This window comes from Methylobacterium sp. XJLW (assembly GCF_003254375.1).
GTDB classification, from domain to species: domain Bacteria; phylum Pseudomonadota; class Alphaproteobacteria; order Rhizobiales; family Beijerinckiaceae; genus Methylobacterium; species Methylobacterium fujisawaense.
Genome location: NZ_CP016429.1, coordinates 5,080,261 through 5,099,478, shown reverse-complemented (window position 1 = coordinate 5,099,478; position 19,218 = coordinate 5,080,261). Strand labels below are relative to the sequence as shown.

Below are 19,218 nucleotides of genomic sequence, written 5' to 3'. Positions count from 1 at the left end.
CGGGCCCCGCTACGGCCGGGCCCGGTCCGCGATCGCGTAGGGATGGGTCGAGCCGAGGGGATCGGCGAGGAAGTCCTGGACCGTCCCGGCGCCCGTGCCGAAGGTGATGAGCAGGAAGCCGCCCGCCAGGGCGAAGTTCTTTAAAAAATCCCAGAACAGCGCGCGGCCCTTGCCCCCCGCCCAGAAATCCCCCGGCACCCAGAACTGCTTCCACAGCAGCGCCGTCACCCCGCAATAGCCGGCGAGCACGAAGGCGGCGGCCCGGTCGGCGACCCCGGTCAGGATGCAGAGCGACATCCCGATCTCGACGCCGAGCCCGATCAGGATCAGCACCGTTGCGGGCGCCGTGGCATGCACGGCCTCCCGCGCCTGCCCGACCGCGCCCCGGAAGTTCAGGATCTTGTCGAGGGCGCTGAACGGCAGGAACAGCAGCACGAGGAGCAGGCGGACGCTGAACGCGATTGCGACGCTGAGGCTGGCCATGCGCTGAACGGTCTCCCGATCCGGCCCGGTTCGGGCCGCCGATCCAAGGCGCTGATCCAAGCCGCGAGCGGCGCAAAGGTTTCGCGCGGCCCCGCCGGCCGCGTGCAGATCCTGCCCCCCGAAGCGCCCCGTGCGGGCCGGCTCCGGCGGTGCGCAGCGCGTCTTCGATCACGGGCGGCATCCCGGCAACGTAGACTCGGACGCCTCAGCCGAGACCGGCCTGCGCCGCGCCCACCTCGTCGAGGCGACGGCGCCCGGCACTCTCGAGAACGCCGTTCAGATCCGCCCGTGGCACGCCGACGTGCTTCGGCTCGGCGGCCCCAACATACACCTCGCGCGCCACAACTTCGTCCTGCCGCTGGTGTGCCGCCTGGTGCATCCCGGCTCCGGAAGCTCGGATGTCGGCCAGGGCGGGACGTCGAGAGCCGAGAGCGAAGCCGAGTCCCGGCGGCTGGTCGACCGCTTCGGCCGCATCCCCTGGTGAGGTCGCGCCGCGCGGCGGACGCCCTGCGGGCCGGAAGCGCGCTCGACCGGCGCGGATGTTGGTTCAGACTGGGAGCGCCCCTCGGGACGATGACGCGGAGCCGGTCGTGCAGGTGCGGATCAGCCGCCGCACGAAGCCCGCGCACGCCTCAAGTTCGTCCCGGGTGACGTACTCGTCGGCCCGGTGGGCCCGGGCGATGGAGCCCGGTCCGATCACCACGGCGGGCACGCCGCCGAGCCGCTCGAACAGCCCACCCTCCGTGCCGTACGAAACCTTGGCGTGGCCGTTGCGGCCCGCGAGGCGCTTGGCCAGGGTCACGATCTCGGCCTCCGGATCGGTGTCGAGGCCCGGATAATCGATCAGCGGCTCGACATCGACGCCGCAGGCCGGATCGCCGGCCCGCATCAGCGGCGCCAGCGTCCCGGTGGCGTACCCGATCGCCGCGGCCGCCAGCGCCGCGGCATCGTCCGCGCCGATGGCCCGGTACTCGAACGCGACGCTGCAGGTGTCGGGCACGATGTTGAGCGCCGTGCCGCCCCGGACCACGCTCGACAGGCCGGTGGTGTGGGGCACGTCGTAGAGCGGGTCGCGGGCCCCGTCCCGGGCGATGGCCTCCGCGGACAGGCGGACATGCTCGATGAAGCGGGCGGCGTATTCCACCGCGTTGACACCCTGGGGCGCCAGGGCCGAGTGGCTGGCCCTGCCCCGGAAGGTGAGGCGGGCCGCCGACTTGCCCTTGTGGCCGACCACCACATCCATCCCGGTGGGCTCGCCCACGAAACAGCCGAGCGGCCGCGGCACGCGCTCGAGCATCCGGGCGATCAGCGGGCGCACGCCGAGGCACCCCACCTCCTCGTCGTACGAGATCGCGAGGTGGATCGGGGTGGCGAGATCCGCCGCGACCATTTCGGGCAGGAGCGCGAGGCAGACCGCGAGGAACCCCTTCATGTCGGAGGTGCCGCGCCCGTAGAGCCGCCCCCCCGCCTCCCGCAGGGCGAACGGGTCCGACGACCAGGGCTGGCCCTCGGCCGGCACCACGTCGCTGTGGCCGGAGAGCACGTAGCCGGGGCGGGTCTCGAACGGCCCGACGCTGACCAGCAGCGCCGCCTTCCGGCCGGTCGGATCCGGCACCCGCTCCACCGCGGCGCCGTGGCCCCGGCAATAGGCCTCGGCCCAGTCGATCAGCGGCAGGTTCGAGCGGTCGCTCACCGTGTCGAAGGCGACGAGCGTCCCGAGCAGCGCCACCGGATCGGGCGGGCCGGAGGGCGGCAGGACGGTCTGTGCGGGCTCTGTCATGGATGGCGTCCTGCAACCGCGCGCGAATCGGCCCGGATGGGGCGCCCGGATTCCTACGGGGTTTTCGGCGCTTCGGGGATCCCGGGCAACGCCCGGACCGCCCGACCGGTCCCGGGAACCGGTGCGGCACCCGAGCGTCGCTCTCGGGGGTGGCCGCCGGAGACCGCCCCTGGGAGCCCGAACCATGCGTCGCCGTCCCGCTCCGATCCGCGCCGCCCCGATCCTCGCGACCCTGTTGCCGGCGGCCCTGCTGCTGGCCGCCCCGGCCGAGGCCCGGCCACAGGCCGGGACGCCGCGCCATCGCGTCGCGTCCGACATCGACCGGACCCTCGCCCGAAGGGCGGCGCGGGACCGGCCGGACTGGCGGGTCTGGCAGCGGCCGCTCGTCCCGGCCTTCGCTCCGGCGACGCGCGAGCGGGTCGCGGCCCCGCCCTTCACGGGCTGGGGCTACGGCGGCACCCTCCCGGGGGCCTGGCCCGGCTTCTGATCCGCCTCGACCCGGGCCCGACCGCCTGCCATGGTGCGGGCGACCGAAGGCCTGAGACGGACGCGATGGTGCTGGAGTTCCGCCTGGACGATCCGACCCCCGCGGATCCGCGCCGCCGCTGGAACGCCCTCGCGCAGGAGGCGCGGGACGCCTGCTACGACAACACCCGCGCGGTGGCCGACAGCGCCGCCCAGGTGGCCGCCCGGAATGCCGCCTCGGCCGCCTACCGGGCCGCGCATCCGGCGGGCCTCGACGTGCCCTACGGCCCGGGCCCCGCAACGCCCTCGACCTCTACCCGGCCCGGGACGGGGCGGCGCCCTGCCTGGTCTTCATCCATGGCGGCTACTGGCAGCGCGGCGCGCGGGAGCTGTTCGCCTGCTTCGCGCAGGGCCCGAACGCCGCCGGCTGGTCGGTGGCGATGGTCGGCTACACCCTGGCGCCGGAGGCGAGCCTCACCCGGATCGTGGCGGAGATCGGCGCGGCCCTCGACTGGCTCGCCGCCCACGGGGCCGCGCACGGGATCCGCGGCCCCCTGATCCTGTCGGGCTGGTCGGCCGGCGGGCTGCTCACCGCATTGCATCTGGGCCATCCGGCGGTGGCGGCGGGGCTGGCCATCTCCGGCGTCTACGACCTCGCGCCGATCCGCCAGACCGAGCTGGACGCCAAGCTGAGCCTCACCGACGCGGAGGTCGAGACCCTGTCCCCCCTGCGCCGTCCGGCGGTGGCGAAGCCGCTCTGCATCGCCTACGGCTCGCGCGAACTGCCGGCGCTGATCCACGACGCCCGCAACCTGCACGCCCTGCGGGCGGCGGCCCACGCCCCGGGGGCCCTGCTGCCGGTGCCCGATGCCGAGCACTTCTCGGTGCTCGACGCCCTGCGCCGGCCGGGCGGGATCCTGGTCCGGGCGGCCCATGCCCTCCTCGAGGGCTGACGATCCGGGCAATGGGACGATTCCGGGCGTATTTACAACTCCCGATAGAAATTTCGCATCGCCGGAGACCGCTCCCGTCTTGCTGAGGCCCGCGGCGCGTGCTGAGACGGGGGTGCGGGCGCGATCTCCCTCCTCCGGGAGCCGGCCGGATCCGAGGGAGATCGGATGCAAGCGGTCGCGCGATCGGAAACCCCTGCGGCGGCGGCCCGCGCCGATCCCGCGGACCGGGCCGACCGCCGCCGCCGCGGATGGGGCACGCCGCGGCTGCGCGTCGTCCTGGCTTTGGGCTTCGGCACCCTCGGCTTCCTGGCGACCCTGGCGCTCGCCGCCCTTGTGAGCCGGGAGGCGACCCGACGGCTCGAGGCGGAGGTCGGCGGCCAGCTCGCCGAGATCGCCGGCCAGATGGCCCGGAACCTCGATATCGGGATGTTCGAGCGCTGGCGCGACATCCAGATCGCCGCCGCCTCGGACAGCCTGCGCGATCCCGGAACCGCGACGGCGGCCAAGCGCGCCGTGATGGAGCGGCTCCAGGCGACCTACCCGGCCTATTCGATCATCGGGCTGGTCGACGCCGACGGGCGCGTATCCGCGACCAGCACGGGCGCCCTGGAGGGCGCGGACGTCTCCGGCCGGGACTATTTCCGCCGCGGCCTCGAGGGGCCCTATGTCGGGGACGTGCATCCGGCCAAGCTCCTCCAGAGTCTGATGCCCCCGGTCGACACCGGTGCGCGCGGGGCGGCGCGGGAGCCGCTGCGCCTCGTCGATGTCGCGGCCCCGGTCCGGTTGCCGGACGGCCGCGTCCTCGGAGTGCTGGCCGCCCATCTCGACTGGACCTGGGCGCGCGACATGGCGCGCATCCTCGAAGGCGCGCTCCGGGGCCATCGCCAGGGGGCCGAGATCCTGATCCTGTCCCGCGACGGCACCGTGCTCCTCGGTCCGCCCGCCCTGCAGGGCGCGGCCCTGCCCCGGGCGGTCCTGACCGGCGACAGATCCCTCGATCCGCAGGGCACGAGCCGGGTCGGGCCCTGGCCCGACGGCGCCGCGGCGTATCTGAGCGCCCACGCGTCCACGACCGGTCACCGGGACTATCCCGGTCTCGGCTGGCAGGTGGTGGTGCGGCAGACGGCCGACCGGGCCCTGACCGCGGTGGCGGCCCTGCGCGGGGACATCCTGGTGGCGGGCAGCGTGGTGGCGCTCGCGGCGGCACTGCTCGCGTGGCTGCTCGCCGGCCTGATCGCCCGCCCGCTGCTGGACCTGGCGGTGGCCGCCGAGACGCTGGGCCGCGACCAGCGGCCGCCGCCGCTGCCCCGCGCCTTCGTGCGCGAAGGCGCGATGATCGCCGACGCCCTGGGCGCGGCGGCGGACGAGCTCGCCCGGCGCGCGGACACCCACCGGCTGCTGATCGATGAACTGAACCATCGGGTGAAGAATACCCTCGCCACCGTGCAGGCGATGGCGGCCCAGAGCCTGAAGAACCTCGGCGGGGACGCCGCGGCCGGGCGCGACGCCTTCGAGGCGCGGCTGCTCGCCCTGTCGCGGGCCCACGACATCCTGACCCGCGAGAGCTGGGCGAGCGCGGACCTGCGCGGCGTCGCGACCCAGGCGATGCGGCCCTTCCTGGGCGCGGAAGTCCCGGGGGGCGCTCGGTCCGGCAGCGATCTGGCGAGCCAGACCTCATCCGGTGCGCTGCCGCCGCGCATCAGCCTGGAAGGTCCCGACCTGCGGCTGCCGCCCGAGGGCGCGCTGGCGCTCACGATGATCCTGCACGAATTGTGCACCAACGCGGTCAAGCATGGCGCCCTGTCGGTTCCGGGCGGTCGCGCGGCGCTGGTCTGGACGGTGGAGGCCGGCCCAGACACCGATACCCTCCGGGTGACATGGTGCGAGTGCGGCGGCCCCCCGGTCGTCCCGCCGACGCGGAAGGGATTCGGCACCCGCCTGCTGGAGCGAGGCTTTGCCGGGAACAGGACCGCCAGCCTCACCTACGAGGCTGCGGGCGTCGTCTACAGGGCGGCCAATCCCCTGCCCGCCCCCGGCCGCGCGGCCGCGCAGCCCACGCCGCGTCTGCAGGCCGGACGGGCCTGATCCCGCTCCGGCCCGATCGGCTTTCCCTCCCGTTCCACCCCGACATCGACCCCGCCTCGCGGCGTCGGGACAGCGGCCGCGCATTCCCTTAGCCCGGCCCCACGGTCCGACAGAGCCCGATCCGGCGCATCGGAACCAGATCCGGCTTTAATCCCGGCGCTGATTTCGTGACGAGACAAAGACGTGCGCAAACACACTCTGTAGTACATTGGTGATGGATTAAAGTCTTCATTGATGTGATGTGCTGAGACGCACATGAGATTTGCAAGAGTTTGACTAGGTTCGACTGACCGGCAGGGATTCGGTGTCCCCGGCCACAAGACGAACGCGCGAGGAAACGCCATGCCCCAGTCACGACACGTCCCGATCCGCGGCACCACCGTCGGCCTCGCCCTGGGCCTCCTGGCCGGACTCCTCGGCGCGCCCCTGGCCGCGCAGGCCGGCGAAGGCGGCGGCGGGAGCCGCCAGGCCGCCGGCGGGGGCCACATGAGTTCCTACGTCAGCGATCCCCATCACGACCCGCGCTCCCTGCACTCGCAGCGCGCCGGGACCGGTCAGCTCCTCGGAGCGCCGATGCTCCACGAGAGGGCCGGCACCACGGTGGCGCGCCGCCGCGCGGTCGATCCCCACTGGGCGTCCGGAACCGTAGAGCCCCGCCGGGCCCGACGCTGAGACCGCCCGCCCGGCTCCGGGACGGCTCGCCTTCCTCCCCCCGGCCTGGCCGGGGGACCTTCACCCCGACCCAAACGCTCGGGCCGCACGACCCGCCCCCCTCGGGACGGGTCGTGCGGCCCGAGCGGTGTGCCCGCCCCGGTTTCTCCCCCGGTTCTCCCAGCGTCAGAGACCCCTTCATGAACAACATCATCCAGGGCATCGCCAGCTTCCAGGGCAACGTCTTTCCCGGACAGCGGCAGATGTACCAGCAGCTCGTGCGCGACGGTCAGCAGCCGAGCGCGCTGATCATCGCCTGCGCGGATTCCCGGGTCTCGCCGGAGCACATCACCCAGGCGGGGCCGGGGGACCTGTTCGTCTGCCGCAACGCCGGCAACATCGTGCCCCCGGCATCCGACGTGGTCGGCGGCGTCTCCTCGGCGATCGAGTATGCCGTGGTGGCGCTGGGCGTGCGCGACATCGTGGTCTGCGGCCATTCCGATTGCGGCGCCATGAAGGGGCTGATGAACCGGGATCTGCTCAAGCGGATGCCCAGCGTCGCGTCCTGGCTGCGCCACGCCGAGGCCGCCGAGCGGATCGTCTGCGAGGCCTATCCCGAGGGGATGGACGCGCAGGCCCGTCACCACGCCCTGGCCCTGGAGAACGTGGTGGTCCAGCTCGCCAACCTGCGCACCCATCCGAGCGTCGCCGCCGCCCTCGCCAAGGGGTCCCTGCGGCTGCACGGTTGGTTCTTCGAGATCGAGACCGGCGCCCTCCTGGCCTATGACGGCGCGAACGGGCGCTTCCGGCCGATCGCCGGGGCCGACATGCCCGTGGCGCAGGATTCCTCCACCGGCAGCCGCCTGCAGGCGGCCTGACCCATGCGGATCCCCAGCAGCCTGACCGCCGCCCTCGCCCCGGGCGGCGCCATCCGGACGAACCTCGCCCGGGACCTGCCCGCCTCCGTGGTGGTCTTCCTGGTGGCGCTGCCCCTGTGCATGGGCATCGCCATCGCGTCCGGCGTACCGCCGGAACGCGGTCTCGTCACCGGCATCGTCGGCGGCATCGTGGTCGGCCTCATCGCGGGCTCGCCGCTCCAGGTCAGCGGGCCCGCCGCGGGGCTCGCGGTGATCGTGTATGGGTTCGTGCAGGCGCACGGGCTCGACGCCCTCGGCCCGGTCCTGGTGGTGGCGGGCCTCGTCCAGCTCGCCGCCGGCGCCCTGCGGATCGGCGGCTGGTTCCGGGCGATCTCGCCGGCCGTGGTGCACGGCATGCTGGCCGGCATCGGGATCCTGATCGTCCTGGCCCAGATCCACGTCCTGACCGACGCCCTCCCCCGGGCGAGCGGCCTGGACAACCTCGTGGCAATCCCGGCCGCGTTCTTCGACTTCGTCACCGGCACGGGCGACCGCACCGGCGCCGTGATCGTCGGCGGGTTCACCATCGCGGCGATGATCGCCTGGGAGCGGCTGCGCCCGGCGCGGCTCCGGCTCCTGCCCGGGGCGCTCGTCGGCGTGCTGGCGGGCAGCCTGGCGGCCGGCCTCGGTGGCTTCGCCGTCAAGCGCGTGGCGGTGCCGGAGGCGCTCTTCTCCGGACTCGCCCTGCCGGGGGCCGAGGCCTGGGCGCGTCTCGCCGAGGCCGAGATCCTGATCATGGCCCTGGTCATCGCGGTGATCGCCAGCGCCGAGAGCCTGCTCTCGGCGGCCGCTGTCGACCGGATGCATGACGGCCCCCGCACCCGCTTCAACCGGGAGCTCGGCGCCCAGGGCATCGGCAACCTGATCTGCGGACTCCTCGGCGCGCTGCCGATGACCGGGGTGATCGTACGCTCCTCGGCCAACGTCCAGGCGGGGGCGGTGAGCCGGGCCGCCACGGTGATGCACGGGACCTGGATCCTGGCCTTCCTGCTCGCCCTGCCCTGGCTGCTCGCCCTGGTGCCGACCGCGAGCCTTGCCGGCATCCTGGTGGTCACCGGCTGGCGACTGGCGAGCCCGGCCCACGCCCTGCACCTGCAGGCCCGCTACGGCTGGCTGACCGCCGCGATCTGGCTGGCCACGATGGCCACCGTGGTGGCGGTGGACCTGCTCTCCGGCGTGCTCACGGGCCTCGCCCTGAGCCTCATCCAGGCCCTGCCGAGCCTGCGCAAGGGCCGGCTCCGGATCGAGCACGCGGCGGCCCCGGAGGTGCCCGGCGTGCCGGAGCTGCGCCTGTCGGGGGCGGCGACCTTCCTGCAGCTTCCGAGCCTCACGGCGGCCCTGGAGCGTACCCCCGAGGGTGGCGAGGTCCGCCTCGCCACCGACAACCTCGCGGCCATCGACCACACCTGCCTGGAGATGATCGGCGACTGGGCGAGCCGGCGCAGCGCCGCCGGCAGCCGGATCGCCGTGGTCGGCGGGTCGGGAGTCCCGCACGACCGGCTCGCCGCCGCGGTGGCGGCCCCGGCCCACTAGGAAGCCCTGTGCCGAAGGGGCAGACCCTTCGGCACAGGGCGCGTCGGAGCAGGCCGTTCGGACGCGGGCCCGAAGCGGACGCGGGGCGGGCGGGGTCCGGGCGGGATCCGAAGGCGGGACCGTGGGTCCTGCGGCGGCGCCCCGATGTTTCCACGCGGATCCGAGCGGACGGCGCCCCCGGGCCTGTCCGCGTCGCGGCAGACGGTCGCGGCAACCGGTCGACGGGGCCGCCTTCCGGTCCGTCCCGACGCGGGCCGGGAGCCGCCCGGGTTCGTCGGAACCCGGAATTCCATCGTTTTCACAACCGGTTAATCCTGAATCTTTGCGCCCCCTTAACGGGCGGACCGCCAGACTCGCCGCTACGGCAGGCCCGCTGCGCGGGATCGGCCGCGGAATGGTACTCGTCAGGAGCTTCGTCGATGATCAGGTTCCTCGCGGCTTCGGCCGCATGCCTGGTCCTGTGCGGCGCCGCGGCGGCGCAGGACATGCCCGGCCTTGCGACGCTGCATCCGCCCGATCCCGCCCAGCCGGTGGCGGCGAGCGCCCCCGTCCCGATGCCGGACGGCGGGGTGGCGCCGGGACTGCGCCTGGGATCCGTTCCCGATCCGGACGCGGCCCGTCCCGACCCGGTCCCGACGCCCCCCGGCAGCCTCGCGCTCCGCAGCACCGCGGCCGACGCCGCGCAGACGACCGCCAGCCTGAAGGCCCCGTCCGCCACGCCCAAGCCGTGGTGCGCGCAGGAGCGGCGGGTCGGCACCGGTCTCGGTTTCTGCCTCGTCAATTGAGCGGTCCGCCCGGGCCGTGCCGGGCTCTGCCCCGGACCCGGTCGCCGGCTCAGGAAGCCCCGTAGACTGCGACCGCGTCGAAGGTCTCGCCGTCCTCCGGGGCTTGGTCGCGAGAAGCGACGAGGGAGGCGACGAGGAGGACCAGCACGGCCGCTGCGACGGCCGCGACCGCGAGCGGCCGCGTGATCAGATCCGCATGGGCGCGGGCGGCGTGGATCACCGCGCAGCCGAGAAGGAAGATGCACACCTGCGCGGCCGGCGTCGCGAAGGCCGCCGTCATCGCGGCGTCCCGGTCGTCCAATGCCGGCCGATCACGCCGATCGGGTCCATGACGGTGTTCATGACCGTGTCCATGGCACGCCCTCCCCGGCTGAGGCTGCCGATGCCCGGCTTGACCCGCAGGCGGTCGGCCGCGCCGGCCGGCGTGCCCGAACATGCGGGCGCGGGCGACCCGGCCGGGCGTCACGTCTGCGTGACCGGGCCCCCTCGGGCGGGTTCCGGATCCGGCGGCGCCAGGGCGTAGGTGGCCTCACCGACCCGGCTCAGGGGCCCGCCCGGCCCGGACCGCTTCCACAGGCGCGTGTTGAGGGCCGCCACCGGATCCCGCCCGGGCAGGGTGAAGCCCTGCCCGACGAGCACCTCCAGGATTTCGGCCGCGTGCAGCGGCCGGCCCGCGCGCCCGATCGCCGCGCAGGCCGCCTCCACCACGGCCCGGCCGTAGCGGCGGGCCCCGGCGGCATCCTCCGTGAAGGCGATGGCCGGCGGGATGGCGCCGCGGGCGCCGGCGGCATCTGTCCGGACCACGGGACGCGCCTCCGGACGCACTTCCGGACGGGCTTCCGCCCCCCGTCGTCCGCGCGGCGCGCCGGAATCCTCCGCCGCCGGTCCGGACCGATCCCCCGGCACGCCCGGGTCCCCCAGCGCCGGATCGTCGGCCGGGTCTCCGCGAAGGCGCGCCCCCGGCTCGGGGACCGGATCCGATGCCGCCCTCGCCCCGGATCCGGCGGCTCCCAGGCGGCGGCCGAGTTCGAGGTAGAGCACGAGGTCGGCGATCTGCCGGTCGAGGGCCTCGCGCTGGCGCCGCAACGCGGCGAGCCGCGCCTCGATCTCGGATTCCGACAGGCCCACGCGATGGTCCCTCCGACCTGAGGGAACATCTACCCGTTCTCAGCACCGGTGGGAATGCTCTAAGTCGGAATATTCCGTACCGCCTGAGCGACAGTCGGAATATTCCATCCGGCGAGCCTTATTCCCTTGCCCGCTTCCGCATTCCCTTGGCGGCCGGCCTGGGCGGCACGAGCAGCGTGCTCGGATCGGCCGGATGCAGGGTCAGGCCGCCCTCGTCGAGGACCAGCGGCAGCCGCGGGAAGACCTCGCGCAGATGCGCGAGATCCGCCTTGAACGCCTGCCGGAAGCTGCGGATCGAGGCGTTCTCGGCGCCGAACTGCGCGTGGAGGTTGGCCCAGGTCAGGCGGAGCGGTCGCTGCAGCGACCGCAGGCGGTAGCCGGTCCAGAACAGCAGGTCGAGCTTGCGCGCCGAGCCCGAGAAGGCCCGGGCCGCCCGCACGTCCACCGGCAGGGCGTGCCGGATCAGGGTCTCGTAGAATTCGGGGTCGAAGCGCACCGTGCGCCCCGCCTCGTCGGCCCCCTCGCCGGCGCGGGGGCGCCACAGTTCCAGGCTGCGGAACGGCGGAACGTTGAGGGTGGTGGCGCTGTCGCGCCCGTCCCAGAGGCCGATCTGCATGGAGCAGGCGGCCAGCCGGTTCAGCTGCTCCTTGAACTGGCGGATGGTGCCGCGCTCGCCCCCCGTGACCGCGAAGCCCATCTCGCGCATGAAACCCGACAGGGTCTCGGCCACCTTCACGGTGGGGCTGCGCTGGCGCACGGCCTCGGTGCAGAGGTGCAGCAAGACCAGCCGGGCCTTCGGGCCGTAGGGCAGCCCCTGGGGCTCGAAGGCGCCCGTCTCCGGATCCTTGATCCGGCCGGCGATCAGGCTGAGGGAGTTGCGCCCGTAGCTGCGGGAGAATTCGCGCACCGGCCCGGGGTCGCGGTAGGGCAGGCCGCACAGCGCCAGGACCGAATGGATGTGCTGGAGGCTCGACGGGAGCGCCGGCTCGCTCTCGATCACGAGGCGCACCGCGTCGCGGCGGCGCTGGTCGCGCGACAGGCCGGCCCGGCGGCTCTCCTCCTCCCCCAGGAGGGCGGCCTGGGCATCGCGCTCGCGCTGACGGTGGAGCACGTGCTCCACGATCTGCGCGAACAGAAAGCCGCCGCGCGCCGCCTCGATCTCGGCCTGCAGGTCCGGGTCGTGGATCCCGGCGATCTTCTCCTCGATGCTCATCGCCCCTCGGTCCGCGGCACAGGGGCGCGTTCGTCCGGCGAACGGGAGAACGGCCCGATCCTGCCATGCCACGATTCGGACGCCGCGGACCCGGTTCGATCGGGCTTGTCCCGGCAATCCACGCTTCCCCACTCCCGGCCCGCCCCCGAATGCAGGCGCATGACCGGGGCCGGGTGACCGCGGCCCCCCTCCGGCCCCGCGCGACGCAGAGTTCGATACGGGGTCCGTCCGCCGCCCGATCCCACGCAGAGTCCGATACGCCCACCCGCCCGCGTTCCGTCCCCGTTATCCACCGGCGCGGGCCGGAATCCCCGCCGAATCCGATACGCGGCCGCGCAGATTCCGATACGCCACGTCGCCGGTCCGGCGCAGAATCCGATACGCGGCCGCGCAGAGTTCGATGCGCACCCACGCAGAGTCGGATGCGCAAAACCACATCAACCCCATGGCCAAAATGAGGAATTTCCGACTGCATATAACTTGCCGAACTGACTCTCTGAAAGACTCTCCCAGATAATCTTCCTAGTGTCGGAGAGCCTGTTCGTTCTGACGAACGAACCCTGACCGCACCGGAAGCGCACAGGGTACGAAGGGAATGTATGATGGTTTTCCACATTCCCTCGAATTGCCGCCGTCACCGCTTGACGATCCGCAGAGCCTGGATGGCGGCGGGCCGGCCGGCTTCGTCACGGGGACCGTCGCGATCCCCGCGATGGCGGCTTGACGCGGGCGATGCCGCCCGGTTTCTCGGAGTCGTCCCAGAGGGCCCTCAGATGAAGAGCGTGCCGATGCCTCCCTTCCCGATCGAATCCCGATGACGGACCGCCGCGATGACGGCCGTCCGTCCGGCGGTCGCCCCGCCCCGAATCGCCCGCACGGGCCCCGACGTCCGGCTCTGCGGCCCGGCAACCGCCCCGGCAGCCGTCCCGGCGCGGCGGGCCGCCAGCGGGAGGCGGACGGCGACGGGCCGGCCGTGCTCTATGGCTGGCATCCCGTGGTTCAGGCCCTGGGCAATGCGCAGCGCGGCCTGCAGCGGCTGCTCGCCACCGAGAACGCGGCGGCGCGGCTGGAGGCGGAGTTCGGCGGCGCCTTGCGGATCACCCCGGAACTGGTCCGGCCGAGCGAGATCGGCCGCCTGCTCGGACCGGACGCCGTCCACCAGGGACTGTATCTCGAGGCCGAGCCCCTGCCCGCCCCGGGGCTCGACGATCTGCCCGCCGACGCGCTGCTGCTGGCGCTCGACCAGATCACCGACCCGCACAATGTCGGGGCGATCGTCCGCACCGCCGCGGCCTTCGGGGTGGCGGGGATCGTCACCACGGCGCGCCACGCCCCGGGCGCAACCGGGGTCCTGGCGAAATCCGCCTCCGGCGGCCTGGAGCACGTGCCGTTCGTGACCGTCCGGAACCTCGCCGAGGCGCTGATCGCCCTGGGGGAACGCGGCTTCACCCGGGTCGGCCTCGATTCCGACGCGCCGGAAAGCCTCGACGCCGTGACGGTCGCCCGGCCGCTGGTGATCGTGCTGGGCGCCGAGGGCAAGGGGCTGCGCGAGCGCACCCGGAGCTGCTGCGACCTGCTGGCGCGGATCCCCTTCGCGGGGGCGATCCGCAGCCTCAACGTCTCGAACGCCGCCGCCATCACCCTCTACGCCCTCGGCCGGACCGAGACCTGACCGAGGCCTGACCGCGACGCGGACCGACGGCCCGGTCGCGACACGTTCGGAAACACGGAACCGGCGCCGGAAACCCCTCTTCCGACTAGGCAGTTTCCGCAACTTCCCGTAGAGTTGCGGATGAGGGGGGCGTAGGCTGGAAGGCTGCGTCCGGATGCTGGACGATGTGATGACCTATGGCGGCTGGGCCGTCGGCCTGGTCGCTGTCGGCGTATGGACTTGGCTCGCGCGGCGTGCCTTTCCGAGTTTCGAATCCTTCGTGAGGGGCTTCGACGACGAGCTGCAGCTGGGCGCCAGCCCGGAGGAGCGCGCGCGCAGCGCGCGCTGGCATCAGGTCCGTCAGGCCGCCGTGGCGCTGACGGCCGTCGCGGCCCTGTGCCTGTCGATCGGGTTCGCGATTCCCGACTGAGCCCACCGATTCGGCCGCGCCGGATCCGCGCGCTCACCGCCTCGGCCAGATCGATGTGGCGCTCCTGACCTTCCGGCACGGTTCCGGAGGCCGGCGTGGACTGAGGGCGCGGGGCGTCCCGGCGTTGGGCCGCGGCAGGACCCACGACAGATCCCGGATTCGAAGGCGCCGGGACCCTTCGCGGGTGCAGGGGGTGCCCTGCCGTCGGGCATGGCCCGGTGACGCCGGGGCGCCGCCCCGACACCCCGTCCGAGGGCGCGCCCTTCGGAAGCCCCGGCTCAAGCCGCCCGGATCCGGGTGAGGAAGCCCTCCGCGGCCTCCCGCAGGTCGCTGGCTTGGCGGGACAGGTCCCCTGCTGCCCGCAGCACCTGTTCGGAGCCCCGGCTGGCCGCGGCGGCGGCCTCGCCGACGCCCGCCATGTGCCCCGAGACCCCGCGGGTGTCCTGCGAGGTCTGGGCGGTGGTCCGGGCGATCTCCGCGGTGGCCGCGCCCTGCTCCTCGACCATGGCGGCGATCTCGGCCCCGATCCGGGCGAGGTTGCGAATCACCTCGGTGATGCTGCCGATGGACCGGACCGAGGCCTCCGTCGAGCCGGTGATCTCGGCGACCTTGGCGGCGATCTCCTCGGTGGCCCGGCTGGTCTGGGTGGCGAGGTCCTTGACCTCGGCGGCGACCACCGCGAAGCCGCGGCCCGCCTCGCCGGCGCGGGCGGCCTCGATCGTGGCGTTGAGCGCCAGCAGGTTGGTCTGACCGGCGATCTGCGAGATGATCGCGACGATCTCCCCGATGCTCCCGGCCGCCTGGGCGAGACGGTGCACCTCGCCGGCGGTCCCGTCCGCGTCCCGGGTCGCGGCGGCGGCGAGGTCGGCCGAGGCCCCCACCTGTACGCCCATCTCCCGGACCGAGGCGGTGAGTTCCTCGGTGGCCGCCGCCACCGTGTCGGCCGAGCGCGCGGCCGAATCGGCGGATCCGGCCACCGTCCGGCTGAGATCCGTGGTGTCCTGCGCGGTCCGGGCCATGCCGTGCGCGGAGGCCTCCAGCTGGGCGGCCGCCGCCGAGACGGCCGCGACGATGCCGCCGACCTGGCGCTCGAAGCTGTCGGCGAGGCCCAGGGCGGCGGCGCGCTGCGCGGCACTCGCCTCGGCGGCGAGCCGCTCCTGCGCGGCCCGGGCGGCGCGACGCTCGGCGACGCTGTCGCGGAAGGCGACGGCGGCGGCGGCGATCGCCCGGACCTCCCGCGGGCCCCCCGACGGGATCGCCAGATCGGCCGTCCCCTGGTCCCGGCCGATCGCGGTCAGAACCTGCGCCATCCGGGCGAGGGGGCGCGCGATCGCGGTGCCGAGCCAGACCGCGAGGCCGGCCGAGAGGGCGAACAGGGCGAGGCCTCCGGCGATCCAGAGGGTCAGCATCCGGTCCGCCCGGGCGCGCAGGGCGCCGGCGGCGGCCTCCAGATCGGCGGTGAGCCGGTCCTCCACGCCCTTCAGGGCATCGATGCGCTGCGTGGCGAGGCCGAACCAGGAAGGCGCGTCGCGGAAGGCGAGCGGCGTCCCCGGCATCGTTTCCTGGGCGATCCTGCGCAGGCGCGCGACCGCCCGGGCCGGCTCGGTCGCCTCGGCGGCGTCGAGCAGGGTCGTCTGGGCGGCCTCGGCCCCGGCCCGGAACAGGCCCGCATAGGTCGCCTGCTCGGCCGAGAGGGTGGCGAGCCGGCGCGCGGCCGCGAGGTCCAGGTTGCCGGAGGCGAAGACCGCCGAGGCGGCGGCCCGCTCCTGGCCGGCGGCTTCCTTCATGGCCAGGAAGGCCGCGTAGGCGTTCGCCCGGGCGGCGAGGCCGGCCTCGTCGATCGCCCCGCCCATCGCCCGCACGAGCCCGAGCCCCTCGCCGATCAGGCCGGTGTAGTAGCCGGCCGCCTGGGGGACGCCGGCCGTCAGGGCGTCCACCGCCCGCCGCTGGTCGGCGAGCCCGGCGAGCGCCTGGCCGAAACCCGCGCCGCGCGCCGCGAAGGCCGGGCCGTACTGCGTGGCCGCCGCCATCGCCCCGGGAAGGTCTGCGAGCGCCGCGTCGGTGCGCACGCGCTGGGCGGCGAGTTCGGGCCCGAACTGTGCGCCCTTCGCGCCCAGGAACAGGCTGGAGGCGCCGCGCTCGCGCTGGGCCTCATGCACGAAGGCGCTGATCCGCGAGGCGAGGCCGACGAGGCTCTCCACCCGGTCCATCTCGGCGCGCCGCGCCCACTGGTCGGACACCGTCCAGCCGGCGGCCCCCGCGAAGGCGAGGCTGGGGGCGAGCGCCACGACCAGGATCCGGGCGCGAAGCGAGGAGAGGAGGATCATCGGCGGCAGGACATCTCGGAGAACAGAACGGAGCTTGGCCGCAGGTCATAAAGATCTGGTTATGCTGACCTGCCCGGATTCGGTGCAGCTCTGCCTGATCGGATGGCAGTTTCGATCGGGGCGGCGCTGTCGGTGTGCAGGTTTGCCAGGTCTTCAGCGCGGGGATCATCGGTTCCGGGGATCGCCCGTGCGGGGGCGGGCCGTCTTTCATCAGCGGCGGTACTTCGGCGGAGGCCGTCCGGGGAATTCGCTCCCCCGGTTCTATTGCGGGGCGCGGGATCGTGACCCTGCGCCGGGTCATGCGGGACCGCCGCCGCCGGAGCGCCCTGAACCGCCGGGTCCTCTCCAGCGGGGGGCGACAGCTGCGCCTTTCCGCGCCCCGGCCCGCGTCGTCTCCGCCACCGCCGCCCCCCGGGCCGGGATCGTCGCTCTCGCCACCCCGCTCGTCACCCCGATCGACGACCCGGAGCGGCTGATTTCGGGCTCCGCAAGCGCCGGAGCCTGTGGCGGCCCCGGGCGTTCCCGTCGTCCCGGCGCGCGATGTGCGGCCCGCAGGATGGGCGGCCCGCAGGATGGGCGGCCCGCAGGACGTCGCCGCCGGGGCGCACGCCTCGACGGGCTGTCTCGCCGCGTTGACGCGGGGCGCCTGCGCACCACCCTGGGTGAGCATGACGGGGGGATCGACGCCGCGAGCCCGCGGCGCGCCCCGGCGCCGATCGAGAGCGGGCGGGCCGAGGACAGGATCGTGCGCGACGGTCTTCGGAGTGAGGAGGACGTGATGTCGGAGGCGGAGGCGGAGGCGATGGCGGACGCGGCGGGGACCGGCATCTTCGACGTGGCGGCGCTGGCGGCGGCGCTGCCCGGCAGCGCCCAGACCCTCCTGGTCGACACCTATCTGACCGACCGGGAGGCGGCGAGCGCCCGGGTGTTCCGGGTCTACCGGCCGACTCCGCCGCACTACCACGCCACCTGCGACGAGTATCTCTACTGCCTGTCGGGCCGGGGCACGGTCTGGCTGGGCGACCCGGCCGCCGCGACCGCATTCGGCCCCGGTCAGCTCCTGGTCTTCGAGAAGGGCACGGTCCACGCCATGCCGGAGATCGATCCCGCGGAAAAGGTGGTGTTCCTCGCGATCGACACCCCCCGGCGGGCGCCCACCGACATCGTCTTCGTGAACCCAGAGGACGGCAGCCCCGCCACCTTCATGGCGCGCAACGCCGAGGCGTGAGCCTCACACCGGCAGGGACCGCCCGGCCGCCGCCACGGCGAGGAGCAGGGCCGCCACGAGCAGGAGCGCGGCGGACAGGCCCAAAGCCTGCGCGGCGAAGCCGATCAGCGCCGGGCCCGCCAGCACCCCGGCATAGCCGAGCGTCGTCACCGCCGGCACCGCCACGCGCGCGGGCATCGCGGTCTGGCGGCCGGCCGCCGTGAACAGGACCGGGACGATGTTGGCGCAGCCCGCCCCGACCAGGGCGTAGCCGGCGAGGGCCGCCTCCCAGGCCGGGACCAGGACCGAGAGCGCGAGTCCGGCGGCCGCCAGGAGGCCGCCGAAGACCACCACGGGCCGCCGCCCGAGCCGGGCCACGACCCGATCGCCGGCAAGGCGCCCGGCCGTCATCGTCACCGAGAAGGCCGCGTAGCCGAGCGCCGCCCAGGCCGGATCGAGGCCTCGCTGCTGGATCAGGAACACCGCGCTCCAGTCGAGGGCCGAGCCCTCGGTGAGGAACACCACGAAGCAGAGCAGGCCCAGCACCAGCACGATGCCCCGGGGGCGCGCGAAGGCGGGGACTCCGCTCCCCCCTGCCCGCTCCGCCGGCAGGATCCCGGGCCAGGCGGCCGCGAACAGGGCCGCGATCCCGGCGACCAGGAGCAGCACGCTCCAGCCCGCGCCGAGCCCGGCCGCCAGCAGGCCGCTGGCGATCAGCGCCCCCAGGATGCAGCCGAGACTGTAGAGGCCGTGGAAGCCCGACATCATCGGGCGCCCGCTGGCGTGCTCCACCACGACGGCCTGCAGGTTCATGACGCAGTCCACCGCCCCCATCCCGGCGCCGAACAGCACCAGCGCCAGGGTGAGCTCCACGAGCCCATCGCCCACGGCCAGCACCGGCAGGGCGAGGCCGATCGCCAGCGTGCCGGCGAGCAGGACCGGCCGGAAACCGAGCCGCGAAGCCGCCGCCCCGGCGCTCGGCATCGCCAGGATCGAGCCGATGCCGAAGGTGAGGAGCAGCAGGCCGAGCCCCGCCGCGTCGAGGCCGGCGCGGTCCTGCACCAGCGGCACCAGGGGCGCCCAGGTGGCGTTGGCGATGCCCACGATCAGGAACAGCAGCCGCGTGGACACGCTCTGTCCGCGGGCCGCATTCCGGTCCCCCGCCCCGCCGAGGGCGACCGGGTCGGTCAGGTCGAGCGCTGGCATCGGCACCTGTCGATGGAGTCGAGTCCGAGGGTGGATCCCGGCGACGTGGGGCCTCGGTTCCCGCGGTGCAACACCGGGCCGTCGTCGCGCGCGCCGTGCCGCGCGCCCGGAGGGGACACCGGCGGCCCCATGCGTCGGCGACTCGCCCGGTTCCTCGCAGGCGCCCTCGCGCGCCCGCTCGGACGACCGGTTGGACGCCCGCTCGGGCGCTGCCGGAACGCTTTGCCGCGCGCGCAAGGGCGGCGGCTCGTTCGCCGAGCGGTTGCCGCCGTACGCGTTTCGTTCTAGCAAGGGCGGCGCATGACGGACCTGCGTCCCGCCGGCCCCACCTTGCCGTCGGCCCCCTCGGGCTCGACATGTGTCGGAGCGGCGGCTGGCCCGCGCGCGAATCCGATCCGGATCCG

Annotated in this window: 17 protein-coding genes and 1 pseudogene; 11 read left to right on the top strand and 7 right to left on the bottom strand. The window is 74.2% G+C overall.

What is annotated here, in order from left to right; all coding sequences use genetic code 11:
• Positions 1-9: 9 nt before the first annotated feature.
• Entirely contained in the window at positions 10-483 is a 474-nt protein-coding gene (locus tag A3862_RS23540) for a DoxX family membrane protein (protein ID WP_043345382.1), read from the bottom strand.
• Between the two features lie 130 nt (positions 484-613).
• Here A3862_RS23540 and A3862_RS23535 point away from each other — a divergent pair, with 130 nt between their 5' ends.
• Positions 614-967 (top strand): hypothetical protein, encoded by a 354-nt coding sequence (locus A3862_RS23535; protein ID WP_236961469.1) that lies wholly within the window; start codon positions 614-616, stop codon positions 965-967.
• A gap of 63 nt (positions 968-1,030) precedes the next feature.
• Here A3862_RS23535 and argE read toward each other — a convergent pair whose 3' ends face one another.
• Positions 1,031-2,263: an acetylornithine deacetylase gene (gene argE / locus A3862_RS23530; protein ID WP_043385931.1), complete on the bottom strand. Its 1,233-nt coding sequence runs from the start codon at positions 2,261-2,263 to the stop codon at positions 1,031-1,033.
• Between the two features lie 184 nt (positions 2,264-2,447).
• Here argE and A3862_RS23525 point away from each other — a divergent pair, with 184 nt between their 5' ends.
• From A3862_RS23525 to A3862_RS23495, 7 genes and pseudogenes are all read left to right on the top strand, one after another.
• Entirely contained in the window at positions 2,448-2,750 is a 303-nt protein-coding gene (locus A3862_RS23525) for a hypothetical protein (RefSeq protein WP_053610475.1), read from the top strand.
• A 65-nt stretch (positions 2,751-2,815) separates the two neighbouring features.
• Positions 2,816-3,681, top strand: a pseudogene (locus tag A3862_RS23520) (alpha/beta hydrolase).
• Positions 3,682-3,846: 165 nt separating this feature from the next.
• Entirely contained in the window at positions 3,847-5,766 is a 1,920-nt protein-coding gene (locus tag A3862_RS23515; protein ID WP_111474027.1) for a sensor histidine kinase, read from the top strand.
• Positions 5,767-6,108: 342 nt separating this feature from the next.
• Positions 6,109-6,438: a hypothetical protein gene (locus tag A3862_RS23510; RefSeq protein ID WP_051044734.1), complete on the top strand. Its 330-nt coding sequence runs from the start codon at positions 6,109-6,111 to the stop codon at positions 6,436-6,438.
• A 179-nt stretch (positions 6,439-6,617) separates the two neighbouring features.
• Positions 6,618-7,295 carry a carbonic anhydrase gene (locus tag A3862_RS23505; RefSeq protein WP_043385918.1) on the top strand — a complete coding sequence of 226 codons (678 nt, stop codon included), beginning with the start codon at positions 6,618-6,620 and terminating at the stop codon, positions 7,293-7,295.
• 3 nt (positions 7,296-7,298) lie between these two features.
• On the top strand, positions 7,299-8,867 hold the full coding sequence (locus A3862_RS23500; RefSeq protein ID WP_236961467.1) for a SulP family inorganic anion transporter: 1,569 nt from the start codon (positions 7,299-7,301) through the stop codon (positions 8,865-8,867).
• Positions 8,868-9,286: 419 nt separating this feature from the next.
• Positions 9,287-9,652, top strand: coding sequence for a hypothetical protein (locus A3862_RS23495; RefSeq protein WP_043385916.1), 366 nt, complete (start codon positions 9,287-9,289; stop codon positions 9,650-9,652).
• Between the two features lie 49 nt (positions 9,653-9,701).
• On the opposite strand, the gene A3862_RS23490 is transcribed toward A3862_RS23495, so the two are convergent.
• The 3 genes from A3862_RS23490 to A3862_RS23480 all read right to left on the bottom strand — a co-directional run bounded on the left by A3862_RS23490 (position 9,702) and on the right by A3862_RS23480 (position 11,993).
• Positions 9,702-9,932, bottom strand: a complete 231-nt coding sequence (locus A3862_RS23490) for a hypothetical protein (protein WP_043351523.1) — start codon at positions 9,930-9,932, stop codon at positions 9,702-9,704.
• 182 nt (positions 9,933-10,114) lie between these two features.
• On the bottom strand, positions 10,115-10,780 hold the full coding sequence (locus A3862_RS23485; protein ID WP_043756715.1) for a hypothetical protein: 666 nt from the start codon (positions 10,778-10,780) through the stop codon (positions 10,115-10,117).
• Between the two features lie 118 nt (positions 10,781-10,898).
• Entirely contained in the window at positions 10,899-11,993 is a 1,095-nt protein-coding gene (locus A3862_RS23480; RefSeq protein ID WP_043385909.1) for a replication protein RepA, read from the bottom strand.
• 814 nt (positions 11,994-12,807) lie between these two features.
• Here A3862_RS23480 and A3862_RS23475 point away from each other — a divergent pair.
• Positions 12,808-13,665 (top strand): TrmH family RNA methyltransferase, encoded by an 858-nt coding sequence (locus tag A3862_RS23475; protein ID WP_043385906.1) that lies wholly within the window; start codon positions 12,808-12,810, stop codon positions 13,663-13,665.
• A 169-nt stretch (positions 13,666-13,834) separates the two neighbouring features.
• Positions 13,835-14,074, top strand: coding sequence for a hypothetical protein (locus A3862_RS23470; protein ID WP_085987657.1), 240 nt, complete (start codon positions 13,835-13,837; stop codon positions 14,072-14,074).
• A 278-nt stretch (positions 14,075-14,352) separates the two neighbouring features.
• Here A3862_RS23470 and A3862_RS23465 read toward each other — a convergent pair whose 3' ends face one another.
• Positions 14,353-16,401: a methyl-accepting chemotaxis protein gene (locus A3862_RS23465; RefSeq protein ID WP_043756717.1), complete on the bottom strand. Its 2,049-nt coding sequence runs from the start codon at positions 16,399-16,401 to the stop codon at positions 14,353-14,355.
• Between the two features lie 802 nt (positions 16,402-17,203).
• Between A3862_RS23465 and A3862_RS23460 the strand changes: the two genes are divergently transcribed.
• Positions 17,204-17,629, top strand: coding sequence for a cupin domain-containing protein (locus tag A3862_RS23460; RefSeq protein WP_043761082.1), 426 nt, complete (start codon positions 17,204-17,206; stop codon positions 17,627-17,629).
• A gap of 3 nt (positions 17,630-17,632) precedes the next feature.
• On the opposite strand, the gene A3862_RS23455 is transcribed toward A3862_RS23460, so the two are convergent.
• A complete protein-coding gene (locus A3862_RS23455; protein WP_043756719.1) occupies positions 17,633-18,814 on the bottom strand; it encodes an MFS transporter in 1,182 nt (393 codons plus the stop codon).
• Positions 18,815-19,218: the final 404 nt, after the last annotated feature.

Excerpts from the sequence above, each read along its gene's own strand:
- A3862_RS23465 (WP_043756717.1), bottom strand. The coding sequence starts at position 16,401 with ATGATCCTCCTCTCCTCGCTTCGCGCCCGGATCCTGGTCGTGGCGCTC.
- A3862_RS23475 (WP_043385906.1), top strand. The coding sequence starts at position 12,808 with ATGACGGACCGCCGCGATGACGGCCGTCCGTCCGGCGGTCGCCCCGCC.
- A3862_RS23540 (WP_043345382.1), bottom strand. The coding sequence starts at position 483 with ATGGCCAGCCTCAGCGTCGCAATCGCGTTCAGCGTCCGCCTGCTCCTC.
- A3862_RS23505 (WP_043385918.1), top strand. The coding sequence starts at position 6,618 with ATGAACAACATCATCCAGGGCATCGCCAGCTTCCAGGGCAACGTCTTT.
- A3862_RS23525 (WP_053610475.1), top strand. The coding sequence starts at position 2,448 with ATGCGTCGCCGTCCCGCTCCGATCCGCGCCGCCCCGATCCTCGCGACC.
- A3862_RS23480 (WP_043385909.1), bottom strand. The coding sequence starts at position 11,993 with ATGAGCATCGAGGAGAAGATCGCCGGGATCCACGACCCGGACCTGCAG.
- A3862_RS23455 (WP_043756719.1), bottom strand. The coding sequence starts at position 18,814 with ATGCCAGCGCTCGACCTGACCGACCCGGTCGCCCTCGGCGGGGCGGGG.
- A3862_RS23510 (WP_051044734.1), top strand. The coding sequence starts at position 6,109 with ATGCCCCAGTCACGACACGTCCCGATCCGCGGCACCACCGTCGGCCTC.
- A3862_RS23490 (WP_043351523.1), bottom strand. The coding sequence starts at position 9,932 with ATGACGGCGGCCTTCGCGACGCCGGCCGCGCAGGTGTGCATCTTCCTT.
- A3862_RS23460 (WP_043761082.1), top strand. The coding sequence starts at position 17,204 with ATGGCGGACGCGGCGGGGACCGGCATCTTCGACGTGGCGGCGCTGGCG.
- A3862_RS23515 (WP_111474027.1), top strand. The coding sequence starts at position 3,847 with ATGCAAGCGGTCGCGCGATCGGAAACCCCTGCGGCGGCGGCCCGCGCC.
- argE (WP_043385931.1), bottom strand. The coding sequence starts at position 2,263 with ATGACAGAGCCCGCACAGACCGTCCTGCCGCCCTCCGGCCCGCCCGAT.
- A3862_RS23495 (WP_043385916.1), top strand. The coding sequence starts at position 9,287 with ATGATCAGGTTCCTCGCGGCTTCGGCCGCATGCCTGGTCCTGTGCGGC.
- A3862_RS23500 (WP_236961467.1), top strand. The coding sequence starts at position 7,299 with ATGCGGATCCCCAGCAGCCTGACCGCCGCCCTCGCCCCGGGCGGCGCC.
- A3862_RS23470 (WP_085987657.1), top strand. The coding sequence starts at position 13,835 with ATGACCTATGGCGGCTGGGCCGTCGGCCTGGTCGCTGTCGGCGTATGG.